13 protein-coding genes are annotated in these 14,696 nt (G+C 33.5%); 10 read left to right on the plus strand and 3 right to left on the minus strand.

Annotated elements, in window-relative coordinates:
- Window positions 1-253: 253 nt before the first annotated feature.
- A complete protein-coding gene (locus B0A66_RS07590; protein WP_123868228.1) occupies window positions 254-856 on the plus strand; it encodes a bifunctional (p)ppGpp synthetase/guanosine-3',5'-bis(diphosphate) 3'-pyrophosphohydrolase in 603 nt (200 codons plus the stop codon).
- Between the two features lie 209 nt (window positions 857-1,065).
- Complete coding sequence (locus tag B0A66_RS07595) at window positions 1,066-1,647, plus strand: hypothetical protein (RefSeq protein WP_089049256.1); 582 nt, start codon at window positions 1,066-1,068, stop codon at window positions 1,645-1,647.
- Between the two features lie 829 nt (window positions 1,648-2,476).
- Here the strand turns inward: B0A66_RS07595 and B0A66_RS07600 are convergent.
- Window positions 2,477-2,785: a hypothetical protein gene (locus tag B0A66_RS07600; protein WP_089049257.1), complete on the minus strand. Its 309-nt coding sequence runs from the start codon at window positions 2,783-2,785 to the stop codon at window positions 2,477-2,479.
- A 106-nt stretch (window positions 2,786-2,891) separates the two neighbouring features.
- Between B0A66_RS07600 and B0A66_RS07605 the strand changes: the two genes are divergently transcribed.
- Both B0A66_RS07605 and B0A66_RS07610 read left to right on the plus strand, forming a co-directional pair.
- On the plus strand, window positions 2,892-3,434 hold the full coding sequence (locus tag B0A66_RS07605; protein WP_089049258.1) for a hypothetical protein: 543 nt from the start codon (window positions 2,892-2,894) through the stop codon (window positions 3,432-3,434).
- Window positions 3,435-3,781: 347 nt separating this feature from the next.
- Window positions 3,782-5,176 (plus strand): hypothetical protein, encoded by a 1,395-nt coding sequence (locus tag B0A66_RS07610; protein WP_089049259.1) that lies wholly within the window; start codon window positions 3,782-3,784, stop codon window positions 5,174-5,176.
- Window positions 5,177-5,456: 280 nt separating this feature from the next.
- Here B0A66_RS07610 and B0A66_RS07615 read toward each other — a convergent pair whose 3' ends face one another.
- Both B0A66_RS07615 and B0A66_RS07620 read right to left on the minus strand, forming a co-directional pair.
- On the minus strand, window positions 5,457-6,242 hold the full coding sequence (locus B0A66_RS07615) for a sulfite exporter TauE/SafE family protein (RefSeq protein ID WP_089049260.1): 786 nt from the start codon (window positions 6,240-6,242) through the stop codon (window positions 5,457-5,459).
- Window positions 6,243-6,465: 223 nt separating this feature from the next.
- Window positions 6,466-7,098: a Crp/Fnr family transcriptional regulator gene (locus tag B0A66_RS07620; RefSeq protein WP_089049261.1), complete on the minus strand. Its 633-nt coding sequence runs from the start codon at window positions 7,096-7,098 to the stop codon at window positions 6,466-6,468.
- A 286-nt stretch (window positions 7,099-7,384) separates the two neighbouring features.
- Here B0A66_RS07620 and B0A66_RS07625 point away from each other — a divergent pair, with 286 nt between their 5' ends.
- From B0A66_RS07625 to B0A66_RS07650, 6 genes are all read left to right on the plus strand, one after another.
- Window positions 7,385-7,696, plus strand: coding sequence for a rhodanese-like domain-containing protein (locus B0A66_RS07625; protein ID WP_059116705.1), 312 nt, complete (start codon window positions 7,385-7,387; stop codon window positions 7,694-7,696).
- Between the two features lie 75 nt (window positions 7,697-7,771).
- Window positions 7,772-9,352 carry an NADP-dependent glyceraldehyde-3-phosphate dehydrogenase gene (locus B0A66_RS07630; protein ID WP_089049262.1) on the plus strand — a complete coding sequence of 527 codons (1,581 nt, stop codon included), beginning with the start codon at window positions 7,772-7,774 and terminating at the stop codon, window positions 9,350-9,352.
- A gap of 202 nt (window positions 9,353-9,554) precedes the next feature.
- Window positions 9,555-11,426: a M1 family metallopeptidase gene (locus B0A66_RS07635; protein WP_089049263.1), complete on the plus strand. Its 1,872-nt coding sequence runs from the start codon at window positions 9,555-9,557 to the stop codon at window positions 11,424-11,426.
- A gap of 78 nt (window positions 11,427-11,504) precedes the next feature.
- A complete protein-coding gene (locus B0A66_RS07640) occupies window positions 11,505-12,755 on the plus strand; it encodes an alpha/beta hydrolase-fold protein (protein ID WP_089049264.1) in 1,251 nt (416 codons plus the stop codon).
- Between the two features lie 336 nt (window positions 12,756-13,091).
- Window positions 13,092-13,838 (plus strand): hypothetical protein, encoded by a 747-nt coding sequence (locus B0A66_RS07645; RefSeq protein WP_089049265.1) that lies wholly within the window; start codon window positions 13,092-13,094, stop codon window positions 13,836-13,838.
- Between the two features lie 41 nt (window positions 13,839-13,879).
- Entirely contained in the window at window positions 13,880-14,614 is a 735-nt protein-coding gene (locus B0A66_RS07650) for a hypothetical protein (RefSeq protein WP_089049266.1), read from the plus strand.
- The last annotated feature ends 82 nt before the right edge of the window (window positions 14,615-14,696 follow it).

Consider the following 14,696-nt stretch of genomic DNA (forward strand, 5'->3'; position numbering starts at 1 on the left):
GATTTAATATTTTTTTAGATAAAAGAGGCTGTTGAAATAGCCTCTTTTTCTGTTTTTTATTTAGAGTTTTTGTGCATAAGCAGAGACTTTCGAGTTTTTTTCCTATCTTAAGCTTATTGTTTGTCAGAAATGACAAGATTGAGGTTGCTTTACTTTTAATAAAACGTGGAAGAAGCGGATTCACTATTCACAGATTTACACGGATTGTTATCTAGTACGAGCAAAGGAATAAATAAGACTAATAAATGCTTTTATGAAAAATTATATGACGGAAGGATTAGATAATAATCAAGTAAGTGATAATGATACAGCTGTGAAATTATTACATGATAAAATAGATTTAGCAAAATCCTTTGCTATCAAAAAACATGGAGATCAAAAGTATGGTACATATCCTTATGAAGTACATTTAAACAATGTGGTAAATGTTCTTTTACGAAACAATATTTTACCTACAACGACTGATACTATCGATTTATGGATTGGTGCCTGGTTACATGATGTATTAGAAGATACAAATGCAACAAAAGAAGAACTCGTAGATATTTTTGGTATTGCTGTTTACGAAATGGTCAATTCATTAACAGACGGAGAATTTGGAGACAGGAAAGAAAAAAAAGAAGTAATGTATCAGAAATTGATTTTAAATCAAAACGGAATCATTATAAAGTTAGCAGACAGAATTGCCAATCTGGAATTTAGCATTATCAATAATAATTCAAAAAAAATTAAACTTTACGTTGATGAAAATAGTGATTTAAACAAACATTTGAATAATGTTATCACTGACGAAAGAGGTTTAGTTTTGCTAAAATATTTGAATGGTTTGGTTGATAAAATAGTCTTGTTTAGTTAAGATGAAGCAACGAATTGATGTTTTTGACGTTTGGCCGTTTCTTTCGGCCGGATAATCACTATAACTTTTTGTTTTTAAGGGAAATATAAAAACGAAGTGCTAATTATAAAATAATAAAATACGCTTAAAAAGCTAGGGGGTTTAAGAAATAATTAGGTTTTAAAATGGTAAACTTATATTATTGCTGAAAATTATTAAAATTCAGTTTTTTGAATCCATTTTTACTAATAGCGGAAACAGTACCGGTCAAAGAATTTGGAGATACCGTTTGGTATGATTTATTGATTGCCTTATTTACAGGTTTTTTATCATGTGTGATTTTTTTTTTAGTTCTTCGCGTATTTAAACCTAGAATTAAAACATGTAGCATTATTTGTAAAGAAGATGATGATGCAGGTGTTGAAAAGCCAGAATACTATCTTAAATTTATAAATAAAACTTATTCAGATATAGAAAATGTATCTATAAGTTTACTACTGATAGAAGATTTTTTACACGGCACTGGAAAAAATTTTACAGGCAAGGAACTAAAATTAAAAAAGTATCAAATTAAAAATATACCTGGAAAATGGAGAAAAAGCAAAGATATTCATAACAACTGTGTTCAAATGAGAATCGATGAAGATTTAGAAAAACTTTGGGATGGAAGGAGAGAATACATGGAGTTACATATTGATTGTACACATTCCAAAAGTGGAAGAAGACTAGTACATGTTCAGAAATATACAGATGTAAAAAACACAATAAAAGTTGGACGATTTGATTCAGGAGAAAACTTTAACATTATTTAGTATTAAACATTAGTTTTAATGCTTAAATTTAACAATCAAAAAAAAGCATAGTTATGAAAAACGACATTATTTGGAAATAGTTGAATAATAGTAAACTTTTCTGTTCTCGATTATAAACTTAAAAGCCTCTATATTGAGGCTTTTTGTTTTATATATATGAAAAACTAACAATTTTCTCTGTTCGTACACGTATCTTGTTCGTGCGTACAATCTTGTAAATCTATTTCAGGACGAGACAGGATAATTTTATACCTAACAGGTTTTAAAAACCTGTTAGGAAATGCGGTTGAGTTGCGTTATCCTAATCAGGTCTTCAAGACCTGTTAGGTATTTAGAAAATTACCACCAAGTTTGTGTCATTTCGATTCTTAATAAGACGCAGATGACATAGATTCGCTATGCGAAAACACAGATTTAAACCGATTTTTATTCTGATTTGTTTTTTAGAATGGATAAATTTTATACCTAACAGGTTTTAAAAACCTGTTAGGAAATGCCGTTGAGTTTCGTTATCCTAATCAGGTCTTCAAGACCTGTTAGGTATTTAGGGAATTACCATCAAGATTGTGTCATTTCGATTTTTAATAAGACGCGGACGACATAGATTCGCTATGCGAAAACACAGATTTAAACCGATTTTTATTCTGATTTGTTTTTTAGAATGGATAAATTTTATACCTAACAGGTTTTAAAAACCTGTTAGGAAATGCCGTTGAGTTTCGTTATCCTAATTAGGTCTTCAAGACCTGTTAGGTATTTAGGGAATTACCAACAAGATTGTGTCATTTCGATTTTTAATAAGACGCGGACGACAGAATGCGGAAATATCTTACTTAGTTATCTTTTTTTTAAATTCTAATAAATCAGAATTTTGAATTGAATCATAAACTTTTGCAAAATCTATAAGAGAAAACCCCATTGCTTCAATTATAAGAAAGAGTGTTAATGAATTGGGGATAGATTTTGCATTAAATATATCTGAAACGGTAGCTTTTCTCATATATGCAGTCACGGCTATTTTATTATAGCTTTGAGCAACTGGATGCTCTTCAATAGTTGCAAGGAGTTTACGCAAACTAAAAGCAATCTTTAATTTTATATTTTCGTCAGTTTCTTTTTTCACAAATGCAATTAACATTAACTAAAATAATTTATCGGTACGTTTTGGCGTACCGATATAATTTAATATATTTGACTCGATACTAATAAAAGAATTTTATCAGCCAATATTATATCGTTTCCGCATGAAAAAAAATAAAATATCTTTTGAAACTAATTTTTGGGCACACCAGGAATTAGAAAACCCGTTTGAAGTCATTGATGCCTTTTTTGGCTCCGATAGCCTTTCTTATTACAAACAAACCTTAAGCGAAGTAGTTTTTTACAGGAGTAAAGACGAAGTATATAAAAAAGAATGTCCGGGAGATGTATTTTTTAATTATACCGCCATTCGTTCTTTTCTGAGAGCATGCTCCGCTCTGCAAAACAAAAGCAAAAAATGGAAGGTGAGGGAAATAGAAGCCGAACAAAAGTCAATTCTGTCACAGGCTTCTTTAACAGCTGAAGAATACGAAAACCCATTTATTGTGTTTCAAAATGCTTTTGAAGAGCATTCCTTAACCGACTTCGAATTCTTCCTGTGCGAAATAATTCATTTGTCTTTGCGTCCAACTATTGTAGAATTCGATTCAGACTTGCTAACGCCTTATATTCATGTAATTAAAATGCTTGATGCTAGTCAATTGCTACTTGAAAGTCAACTTGAAAAGATTAAAATTACCGAATGATTGTTTGATTTTGAAAGGGATAAGTTTTATACCTAACAGGTTTTTAAAACCTTTCAGAAAATGTTGTTGAGGTAATTTATCCTAACAGGTCTTCAAGACCTGTTAGGTATTTAAGAAACTACGATCAAATTTGTTATTATTTTCATCTAAGATTTTCCACCTTCTAAAAAGACACGATTTTTTTTATTAAAATTATTGTCATTTTTCTACTAACCTACCATAATTTGAATTTAATTTGCCAACGGTAATTTGCAATTTTTCTGTAAAATTTTAGTTTATACTTAATCAGTTAAACTTCTGTATAATAACGTTTTTAAAACCCAAATCAAATTTAAAACCTAAATCAAATGAAATTTAAACCTAAAATGAAAAGTTATTTAAAGAGTATTTTAAAAATAAATCTTTTACTGATAACTTTTTTTGTAGTTTCCTGTAGTGATGACGCTGAAAAAAAGGAAGAAGAAACCGTAACACCGGAATTTGATCTTGCAGCACAAATCAGCAGTTTTGAAATTCCTATCTCAGGAACTGCACCAAATACAATTGCCGAAATTGCCAATTCTGCTTACGATGGTCCTTCTTCTCCGTATGGTACAACTTCTGTTATTGATTTTGTTGTGAATGCGGATAACACGATTGATATTTTGTATAGTGGTAAAGACAAAACAAAGCGTTTGGTAAGGACTTCATTAACCAACAAATCTGTGATCAAAGAGTTTGTACTACCTGCCAGAGCAAATTCAGGACGTTTTCTGGGTTTTGATTCATTAGGTAATGACAAGTTTATTTTAGGATATTCGGCAGATAATGCTTTTGGTGATAAAGATGCTGCAGCATGGTATGTTGCTTTTGAAGGAAGTACAGGAAAAGAAATTTTTGCTACGCGAATTTTTGGTGAAATAAATTTAGCAGAGATATCTTCTAAAGGAAATCCGGGTGATGCGGGATCATCGCTTGTAAAATACAATTCGAAGGATAATGTGATTGCTATTTATACAGCACATACACAAAGATGGCCTGATAATGTTAGGCATCAAGGTGGATGGGTTGGCTTTTTAGACGGAACAACCGGTAAAATTTTGACTAAAGGAAACAACAATGATGTTATTGGTGATACTTGGTTTTATTCGCATAATTTTGATCAGAGAGGAATGTTTTCAAAAGATGGTAAATTTTATGTTCTGGCGCATGGTGATTCTTATCCGAGAGCATTGGGGTTTGCAAAATTCTCCAGCACGAACGGAAAAGAAGGTGAAGTGGAATACTATAAAATAAAAAACGGAGCTGTTGGCGATAATACAACGAATGCTACTACTGGAGATTTTGTAGAACTTTCAGACGGAAATGTTGCGATTGTTTATTCTACATCAGATGATAGAACTAATAGAGATTTAAAGTTGACTATTCTGAATAGCTTAGGAAGTAAAACACCTGTGGTTTCTAGTGAAGTATGGGTAACTAAAAATGAAGGAAAACAATTTACAGGTTGGGGATCTAAAGTAGTGCAGCTTGGAGATAAGATATTATTGGGCTGGAATACTTTTGAAGATAAGAAACCTATTAATACTAAATTTTGCTTAGCCGATTTACAAGGAAAACTTATTGGAACTCCTGTAGAGTTGCCAAATGCGGTTTTGTATCCGGCACAATCGATGAAAAAAACGGCTGATAATAAAAGTGCTGTGTTTGTATCTTTTAATAGCCAGAATAAATTACAAGTATATGTTATTGCTGCAGAGTAATGTATTGTAAATACTATTGAATTGACGTTTGATTTGCGTTAGGGATAGCAGCGGTATCCTTTTTGTTTTTTCTTTAAAAACAAAAAGATATAGCGAATAGCCCGGCCGTAGGAAACGCCCAAAAACTAAAAATCCGTTTACTCTTTTGGGAATAAACGGATTTTCTAGTTTCGTTTTGTCAAGGTTTGAGGTTTGACAAATACAGTTCTACAAGTGAAACTAAATTCAAAATATTTAAAATTAAATAAGATGCATTGCTTAGCGTGGTATATTGTTAGATTTAAAATAAAACTTCTTTTGTAATAATGTAAAAGCCCATGACGAGCACAAACCAGCCAAAAATGGGTTTTAGTTTTACTCCGTCGATTTTTTTAGAAAGCTGACTTCCTAATAGCATTCCGATTAGTGCCATTGCTGAAACGCTTAACAGGAAGGAATAATTTATTGGAGTTCCGATGTATAAATCGCCTGCAAAACCTATAGAGGAATTGATGGTTATGATGAGTAATGAGGTTCCTACGGCTTGTTTCATGGGCAAATTAGCGAAGAAAAGCAGGGCTGGAATGATTAGAAATCCGCCTCCGGCACCAAGAAATCCTGTTATTATACCAACAACGAAACCTATAATGCTTAGTTGCATATAATTGGTGGAGCAGGTACTTACTTCGGGTTTGTTTTTTTTGATCATTGATATCGCTGCCGTAATCATTAGAACAGAAAAGATGATCATGATTAGAAAATCTTTGGAAACGGAATACGAAGCGATGGAAAATAAGGTGGAAGCAATTTGTGGAAATATTACTTCACGGATGATTAGGATTGAAATCACGGAAGGAATGGCGAAATACAACGCCGATTTTAGTTTTAGATTCCCCATTTTGTAATGGCTGTAACTTCCTAACATTGCTGTTAGTCCAACAATAAACAGAGAGTATGATGTTGCTTGTTCCGGATTTACTTTAAACAAATACACTAATATTGGAATTGTCAGAATAGAACCGCCACCGCCAATTAAGCCTAGTGAAATTCCTATTATGATTGAAGCAAAATAACCTGCGTATTCCATTGTGTTTGTTTTCTGCAAAGGTGCTCCGATTATTAGAGAACTACAGTAACATTTATCACAGAAGGAATATAAAACAGTAACATAAAATATGTTTTTACCATTAAGACATTAAGAAAGTTAAGTTTAGTCTTTTATGTTAAGCTGATTGATAAGAAAATTAAGTTTGAAAAATGCTTTAGCCTTAATTTAGCTTAATATCTTAATGGTTAGAGAGAAAAAAAAATTAATTTAATTTTAAAAGCTCAATTTGGTTTCGGTTTAATTTGACCAGGCCTCTTTGTTCCATTTTTTTGAGTAATCTGGAAACTACTTCTCTGGAGGTGTTCAATTCGGTTGCGATTTCCTGATGCGAGAGTTTTACTTCCTGACAACCACAAGCATCTGAATGTCTTTTTAGGTAAAATTCTAAACGCTCGTCCATAGAGCGAAAGGCGATATTGTCGACTACTTCGAGCACTTCTTCAAATCGGCTTCGGTAGGTTTCGATTACAAATTCGTACCAGGATCTGTGCTCCATCATCCATTTGTCCATCATTTGCAATGGAATCATCATGACAGAAACATCTTCGACAACTTTTGCCATTATTTGGCTTTTCTCGCTTTTGGAGGTGCAGATCATCGAAATGGCGCAAGCCTGACCGGGTTGCAAATAGTACATTAAAAATTCTCCACCATCTTCGCCTTCACGATAAATTTTGATTTTTCCTCGGGTAATCAGTACTGTGTTTTTGATGTATTGTCCAGTACGCATTAAGATGGTTCCGGCTTCAAAATCGTGCAGTGTTCCGTTTTCTTCGATTGTAGCAATAAGCTCGTTGGAGAAAGCTGGGAAGATATTTTTTAGAGCATTTTGCATAGGTTTGTATTATCAAATCAAAAATGAAAGCTGTCATCTGTTGCAAAGATAACGGATTGGGATGGTATTAATTATAGAAAAACGTTTTTTAGCGCTATTTAATGAAAATGAAAAAATCTTAATTTCTATCGATTTTATAGAATATATTTTTATTAATAGTAAGTAAATTTGTATTTTGCTGATTATTATAATTTCTCTAAAACGTTTTCTGAGAATAATAATCGAAATCGCATTTAGTACGTTTTTAATTAATAGAAACGTCGTAATTTTACAAAAAACACATATTATGAATTTATCACAAGAAGATTGGGTTAATCAGCTTGCTGCTGACGAGAATGCAGTTATACTGGACGTAAGAACTGAAGACGAATTTAATGACGGCTATATTGAAAATGCCTTAAACATTGATATCAACAAAGGACAAGGTTTTATTTATGAAATCGAAGAATTAGATAAAAATAAAAATTATTATGTGTATTGCCGCTCTGGTGCAAGAAGCGCTAAAGCATGTCAGGTTATGAATGAATTGGGTATTAATAATGCCTATAATTTACTTGGCGGAATTCTGGACTGGGAAGGCGAAACCGTAAATCCGTAAATAGAAAAAAGAGGCAGGAATAGCCTCTTTTTTTGTTTAAACACTATTAAATAACCACATGAAAACTAATTAATTATGAGTTTTATACCGGAAGAATATCAAATAAATAACATCTTAAATCAGGATACTTATCTTGTAAACGGAGAATTGAAACAATGGACAGGACAAACTACTCCCGTGTTTTCGACTATTTCTTCGACAGAAAAATATACGCCAACATTATTAGGATCGATTCCGTTCATGGGAGAAAAGGAAGCTGCAGAAGTTGTAGATGCAGCTTATAGCGCTTATGATATGGGACAAGGTTTATGGCCAACGATGAAAGTGGCTGACCGAATTAAATGCATGGAGAACTTTGTGCAGCAAATGAGCGAAACCCGCGAAGAGGTTGTAAAATATCTTATGTGGGAAATTGGAAAATCATTGGGAGATTCTCAAAAAGAATTTGACAGAACAGTAGAATATATTCATGATACTATTGATGGTTATAAGGAACTAAACAGCCGCAGCTCTTACTTTTCAAAAGTACAGGGAGTAAACGCTATGATTCGTCGCGGACCTCTTGGCGTTGTATTGTGTCTTGGACCATATAATTATCCGCTAAACGAAACTTTTTCTTTATTGATTCCATCTTTAATCATGGGGAATACCGTTATTTTTAAACCTGCAAAACATGGTGTTTTATGTATTTCGCCATTATTAGAAGCGTTTAGAAGCAGTTTTCCAAAAGGGGTAATTAATATTGTATACGGAAGAGGACGTGAAGTGGCTTCACCAATCATGAAATCTGGAAAAATTGATGTTTTAGCTTTAATTGGAAACAGTAAATCGGCAATTGCTTTGCAGGATCAGCATCCTAACAAAAACAGATTGCGTTTGATTTTAGGTTTAGAGGCTAAAAACCCGGCTATTATTTTACCGGATGCCGATCTGGATTTGGCTATTCAGGAATGTATCGCAGGAACTTTATCGTTTAACGGACAACGTTGTACTGCCTTAAAATTATTGTACGTTCATGAGTCGATTACAGAAGAATTTAACAGAAGATTTTCTGAAAAAGTTGATGCTCTTGCGTTTGGAAATCCGTGGGAAAAAGGAGTTGCTTTAACACCACTTCCTGAAACTGAAAAACCGGCTTACATTAAAGGTTTAATTGATGATGCTACAGGAAAAGGAGCAAAAATTCTGAATGAAAAAGGTGGTAAGCAAACGGAAAATTATATTTTTCCGGCAGTTTTGTTTCCGGTAAATAAAGAAATGAGAGTGTATCATGAAGAACAATTTGGTCCTGTTGTTCCGGTATTATCTTTTAGAGATATTAGAGAACCATTAAAAGATATGGCCGAATCAAATTATGGACAACAAGTTAGTTTGTTCGGAAAAGATATTAGAACGCTGGCACCGCTTATTGATTCGCTGGTAAATTTGGTTTGCAGAGTAAACTTAAACAGCTCATGTCAAAGAGGTCCGGATGCTTTTCCGTTTACAGGCCGTAAAGATTCTGCAGTAGGAACATTGAGTATTCCGGATGCATTGCGTTCATTCTCTATCCGTACTTTTGTGGCTTCAAAAGACAATGCGTACAACAATGAAATTTTACAGGAATTGCTAAATAGCAGAGAGTCGAATTTCATTAATACTGATTATATCATGTAATACTGAAGTTATATAATGTTTAAAACCGTCTTTTTTCTTAGAAACAAGACGGTTTTTTTTATTTTAATGAACACAGTATATAATTAGAATAGCTGTGTTTTAAATCTCATTCTTATATTTGTGAAGGAATGTAACTTTATGCAACAAAAATGCACTAATACTATATTCTGATAATAAATACCAAAAAACAACACAACCACTTATGAAAAAAACATCATTTCTGGCAGTATTTGCTGCCCTTTTATTTTTGGCAGAAAATAGTGCAGCGCAAGAACTTTATATGCCAAGAAATATTAAAGAAGCGTATGCCAACGGTACACGTTCTATGGACGGTAAACCAGGCAAAAAATACTGGCAAAATCATGGTAAATATACAATAGCACTTACGGTTGATGCTAAAACAAAAATAGTTACCGGAACTGAAACGATTGTGTATGAAAATAATAGTAATGATACATTAAAGAATTTACCGATTCGTTTTGTGAATAATTTTCATAAACCAACCGCACCACGGGGAGGTCAGGTTAGTCCTGATTTTTTGACCGAAGGTTTGACGATTACTACCTTGAAAATTGGGGGTGAAGTTTATAAAGAAGATGGGAGAGAATGGGGAACAGTTGGAAATGTAAAACTAAACAAAGTAATACTGCCACATTCTAAAGTTACAATCAACATCGATTGGAATTATCCTTTGTCTAAACAAAGCGGAAGAGAAGGTCAGATTGATGAATCTACTTTTTTTGTTGCTTACAGTTATCCACGTGTTTCTGTTTTTGATGATTACAATAAATGGGACAGATTACCGCATACCGATCGTCAGGAATTCTATAATGATTTTAATGATTACAACTTTTCTGTAAAAGCACCTAAAAATTACGTGGTTTACGGAACAGGAGATTTACTAAATCCTGATGAGGTTTTACAGCCTGAATTTTCGGCACGTTTGAAAAAATCGTATACGACAGATGAGATCATGCATATCGCCAACGAACAGGAAATGAAAAGCGGTGTGGTTACCAAGCAAAATGATTGGAATGTCTGGAAGTTTGAAGCTAAAAACATTTCTGATGTTTGTTTTGGTTTAAGCGATCACTATTTATGGGATGCCAGCAGTGTAATTGTCGATAAGAAAACAAATCGTCGTGCGAGTGTGCAGGCGGCGTATGATATAAAGGGTACTGATTTTGTGAATTCTATTAAAAACAATCAATATGCGCTTGCATGGTTTTCTGAAAACTGGCCGGGAGTACCTTACCCGTTTTCTAAAATGACGGCTTTTCAGGGCTTTGCAGATATGGAATACCCGATGATGTGTAATGACTCTGAAATGGGTGATCCTTATTTTGCACAATTGGTACAGGATCATGAAGTAGCACATACTTATTTTCCTTTCTACATGGGAATCAACGAAACACGTTATGCTTTTATGGATGAAGGCTGGGCAACAACTTTTGAATATTTAATTGGAATTGCTGAACATGGTAAAGAAGCTGCGGATAAGTTCTATAAAGAATTTAGAGTAAAACACTATATAAATGATCCGTCAACAGAACAGGATCAGCCTATTATTACGATGTCATCTCAACTTTCAGATGCGGGTTACAGCAATAACTCTTACGGTAAATCATCTCTTTCTTATATTGCTTTAAAAGATTTATTGGGTGATGTATTGTTCAAAAAATCACTTCACGCTTATATGGACAATTGGAATGGTAAACATCCGATTCCGTGGGATTATTTTAACTCGTTTAATACTGCTTCAGGAAAAAATCTGAATTGGTTTTTTAATAACTGGTTCTTTACCAACAACTATATTGATATTGCGGTAAAAAATGTGTCTAAGAATACCGTAACAATAGATAATGTTGGTGGTTTTGCTATTCCATTTGATGTAATTATTGTTTATGCAGACGATTCTAAAGAAACAATACATCAAACCCCTGCAATATGGGAAGCAAATCAAAAACTTGCTACAATTGCAGTTAAAAGCAAAAAACAGATTAAACAAGTTACTATTGATGGAGGTATATATTTAGATCCAACTCCACAAAATAATAGCTGGACAGCTAAATAAATAAGTAATACAACCGTGTTTTTGAAATATAAAATACGGTTGTATTGTTTTATCACTTAACTAACTTACCACATTCATATGACTAATATTATCAGAAAAAAAATCTTGTTTTTTTGTGCTGTTTTCCTGTTTACAACTTTTGCATTTGCCCAAAATAATAACAAGATAGAGATAGGAACAATTGACAGTATTTCTTCTAAAGTTTTAAACGAACAAAGAAAAATTTGGGTGCGTTTGCCAAGAAGTGCCCGTTTTAAGGGATACTCAAAACAAAATTATCCTGTTGTTTACGTGTTAGATGGTGATGCTCATTTTCTTTCGGTTGTGGGAATGATCGAGGAATTGAGCGAAATAAATGGCAACACGCTTTGTCCTGAGATGATTGTAGTAGGGATTCCGAACACAAACAGAAGCCGTGATCTTACTCCAACACATTCAAAAGTTGATCCTCCGTTTGTAAACAAAAATATTAGCGAGGTTTCAGGAGGTGGTGAAAAGTTTACTGAATTTCTTGAAAAGGAATTGATTCCGTATATCAATGCCACTTATCCGACAACATCGTACAAAACACTTATTGGACATTCTTTTGGCGGATTGACTGTAATGAACATCATAACCAATCATACTGCTTTGTTTAATTCGTATGTAGCGATTGATCCAAGTATGTGGTGGAATCGCCAGCAATTTTTGAAAGAAACGACGCAAAAACTTTCTACTAAAAACTTGTCAAATGTTTCTTTGTTTTTAGGAGTTGCGAATACTATCGAACCAACGATGGATGTTGCTACAGCACGAAAGGATACTACGATGGTAACGAGACATTTTAGAGCAGCACTTGATCTAAATGATTTTTTAGCTCAGAACAAAAAAAGTAATTTGCAATATGAATATAAATATTACAAAGATGACAGTCATGGTTCAGTACCCTTAATTGCTACTTATGATGCTATTCGTTTTATTTTTGGTTTTAATGAACTAAAGCTTTCTGTTGCTGAACGAATTAATTTTAATAAAACCGTTTTTACTAAAATTGAAAAACATTACGAAAATATTTCAAAGCATTTAGGTTACAAAGTAAATGTGCCGGAACAAGTTGTTAATGCTTACGGTTATCAGGCGCTGTCTAATAAAGAAAAGGATCTGGCGCTTTACTTATTCAAGTTAAATACGATAAATTATCCGGGAAGCCCAAATGTGTATGATTCTTTGGGTGACTATTATGAAGGAAATGGAGATGCAAAAAATGCAATTGCCAATTATAAAAAAGTACTGAGTTTAGACAGCAGCTTTCCCGAAACAAAAGCGAAATTAGATAAGCTGCTTAAGTAATTTTTTCAAGTACATAAAAATTCATTTTAGATTCCGTTTTTTGAAACAAAAAAATGGGAGTTAATTTAATTTTCAAAAAAAATATTTTACAGAATTTAGAAAGGGAACCTGATTTAGGTTCCCTTTTTTTCGTCTTAAAGTAAACTGCACGAAAAAATGCAGCTTAAAATTTGTAACCAAAATAAGTCAATATCAGCTGTATTTACTGGCTTTTTTCAAACGATTACTAAATTATTAAAAATGTCTTATTGTGGTATAATTTAAATGTAATAAGACTGGTCTTTTCCTTTTTTTAGAGTAGAACTACAATTATCAAACTTATTTAAACTATAAAAAATGAAAAAAATTGACAAAATTATGTACGGAATACTATTGTATTCTTCATTTCTACATGCTCAATTGGGCATTGGTACAGCAACCCCTCAGGAAATGCTTCACGTTAATGGTACTTTACAAGTTACGAACGGCATTTATATTGGAGGAAATGCAAATTCAAAAGGATCTCCTGGTAGTGCAGGTCAGGTACTCCGTTCAAATGGGCCCGGTGAAGCACCTGCATGGCAAGAGTTGCCTGTAGTTCCGGAGTCTACAGGAACTGTTATTGTTGCAGGCGGAAAGTTTATCGTTGCACAGGAAATTATAGTACAAATGTCAGCAGATTTTAGTGGACCCGCTCTGTCTGGATCTTCAACTCCATTATTGATAGGTAATTTAAATAACAAAGTTATCGATAATAGTAATACTTATAATGGTAATGATAAGACGAATTCGTTTCGGGTACTGACAGACGGGATTTATCAAATAGATATGAATTTGCAATTAGCTACTGCTAGCGGTACCGTACCAGCTATAGGGTTATGGAATGATACTTTAAGAACTTGGGTTGCACGCGTTAACGATTATTTTTATGCCCCTTTTGATAAATTTCAAACTACTACTTTAATGACTTCTGTAGAATTGTCACCGGCGTATGTGTATTCCTTTAGGATTGGTAATAAGGCACCTTTTACAATAAAGCAGTTAAGCGGTGGTGAGACAGGTAAAGGTCCTGTAACACAGGTTTCTGTAAAACGATTACGATAACTTTTAAAACTGCGTTATCAAACGTAATAAAGATCATAAAAATGAAAAAAGCAATATTTGGAATACTACTTTGTTCTTCTGTACTACATGCTCAATTGGGTGTGGGTACACCAACGCCTCAGGAAACACTTCATATTAACGGCACATTGCAGGTTACAGATGGTATTTATGTGGGAGGAAATGCTACTACAAAAGGATCATCCGGTGAATGGGGGCAGGTGCTTCAATCAAATGGGCCCAATAAGGCACCTTCATGGGGTGAGTTAGCAAAAGTTCCTGAAACAGAAGGAACAGTTATAATTGTTAACGGAGCTTTTACAGTTGCACAGGAAATAACAGTACAAATGAGTGCAGATTTTACTAATGGTTCTACAACAGGAGGACCGCCTGCTATCATTGGTAATCTTACCAATGTAATTATAGATAATACCAGTAGTTATAGAGGAACAAGAACAAATAATTCATTTAAAGTTGAGGCAGATGCACTTTATCAAATTAAGATGAATATACAAATAGCGACTGATAGAGGAGCAAGTCCTGTAATTGGAGTTTGGGACAATACGCTCGAAAAGTGGGTTGCACGTGTAAACGACTATTTCGATTTGCCTTTTGAAGAATTTCAAACATATACCTTAATTGCCGCAATTCCCTTGCTGACTACACACATTTATTCTTTTAGAGCTGCTAATACTTCCTCATTTATGATAAGACATTTAAGCAGAGGTGAGACAGGAGCGGGGCCTGTTTCACAAGTTTCTGTAAAAAGATTAAGGTGAAAAATCAAGGCAAAAAATCAAGGCAAAAAATCAAGGCAAAAAATCAAGGTCAAATTTTATTAAATAATTACTTAATTATATA

Origin of the sequence: Flavobacterium hercynium, from assembly GCF_002217285.1 — a bacterium.
GTDB lineage: Bacteria > Bacteroidota > Bacteroidia > Flavobacteriales > Flavobacteriaceae > Flavobacterium > Flavobacterium hercynium.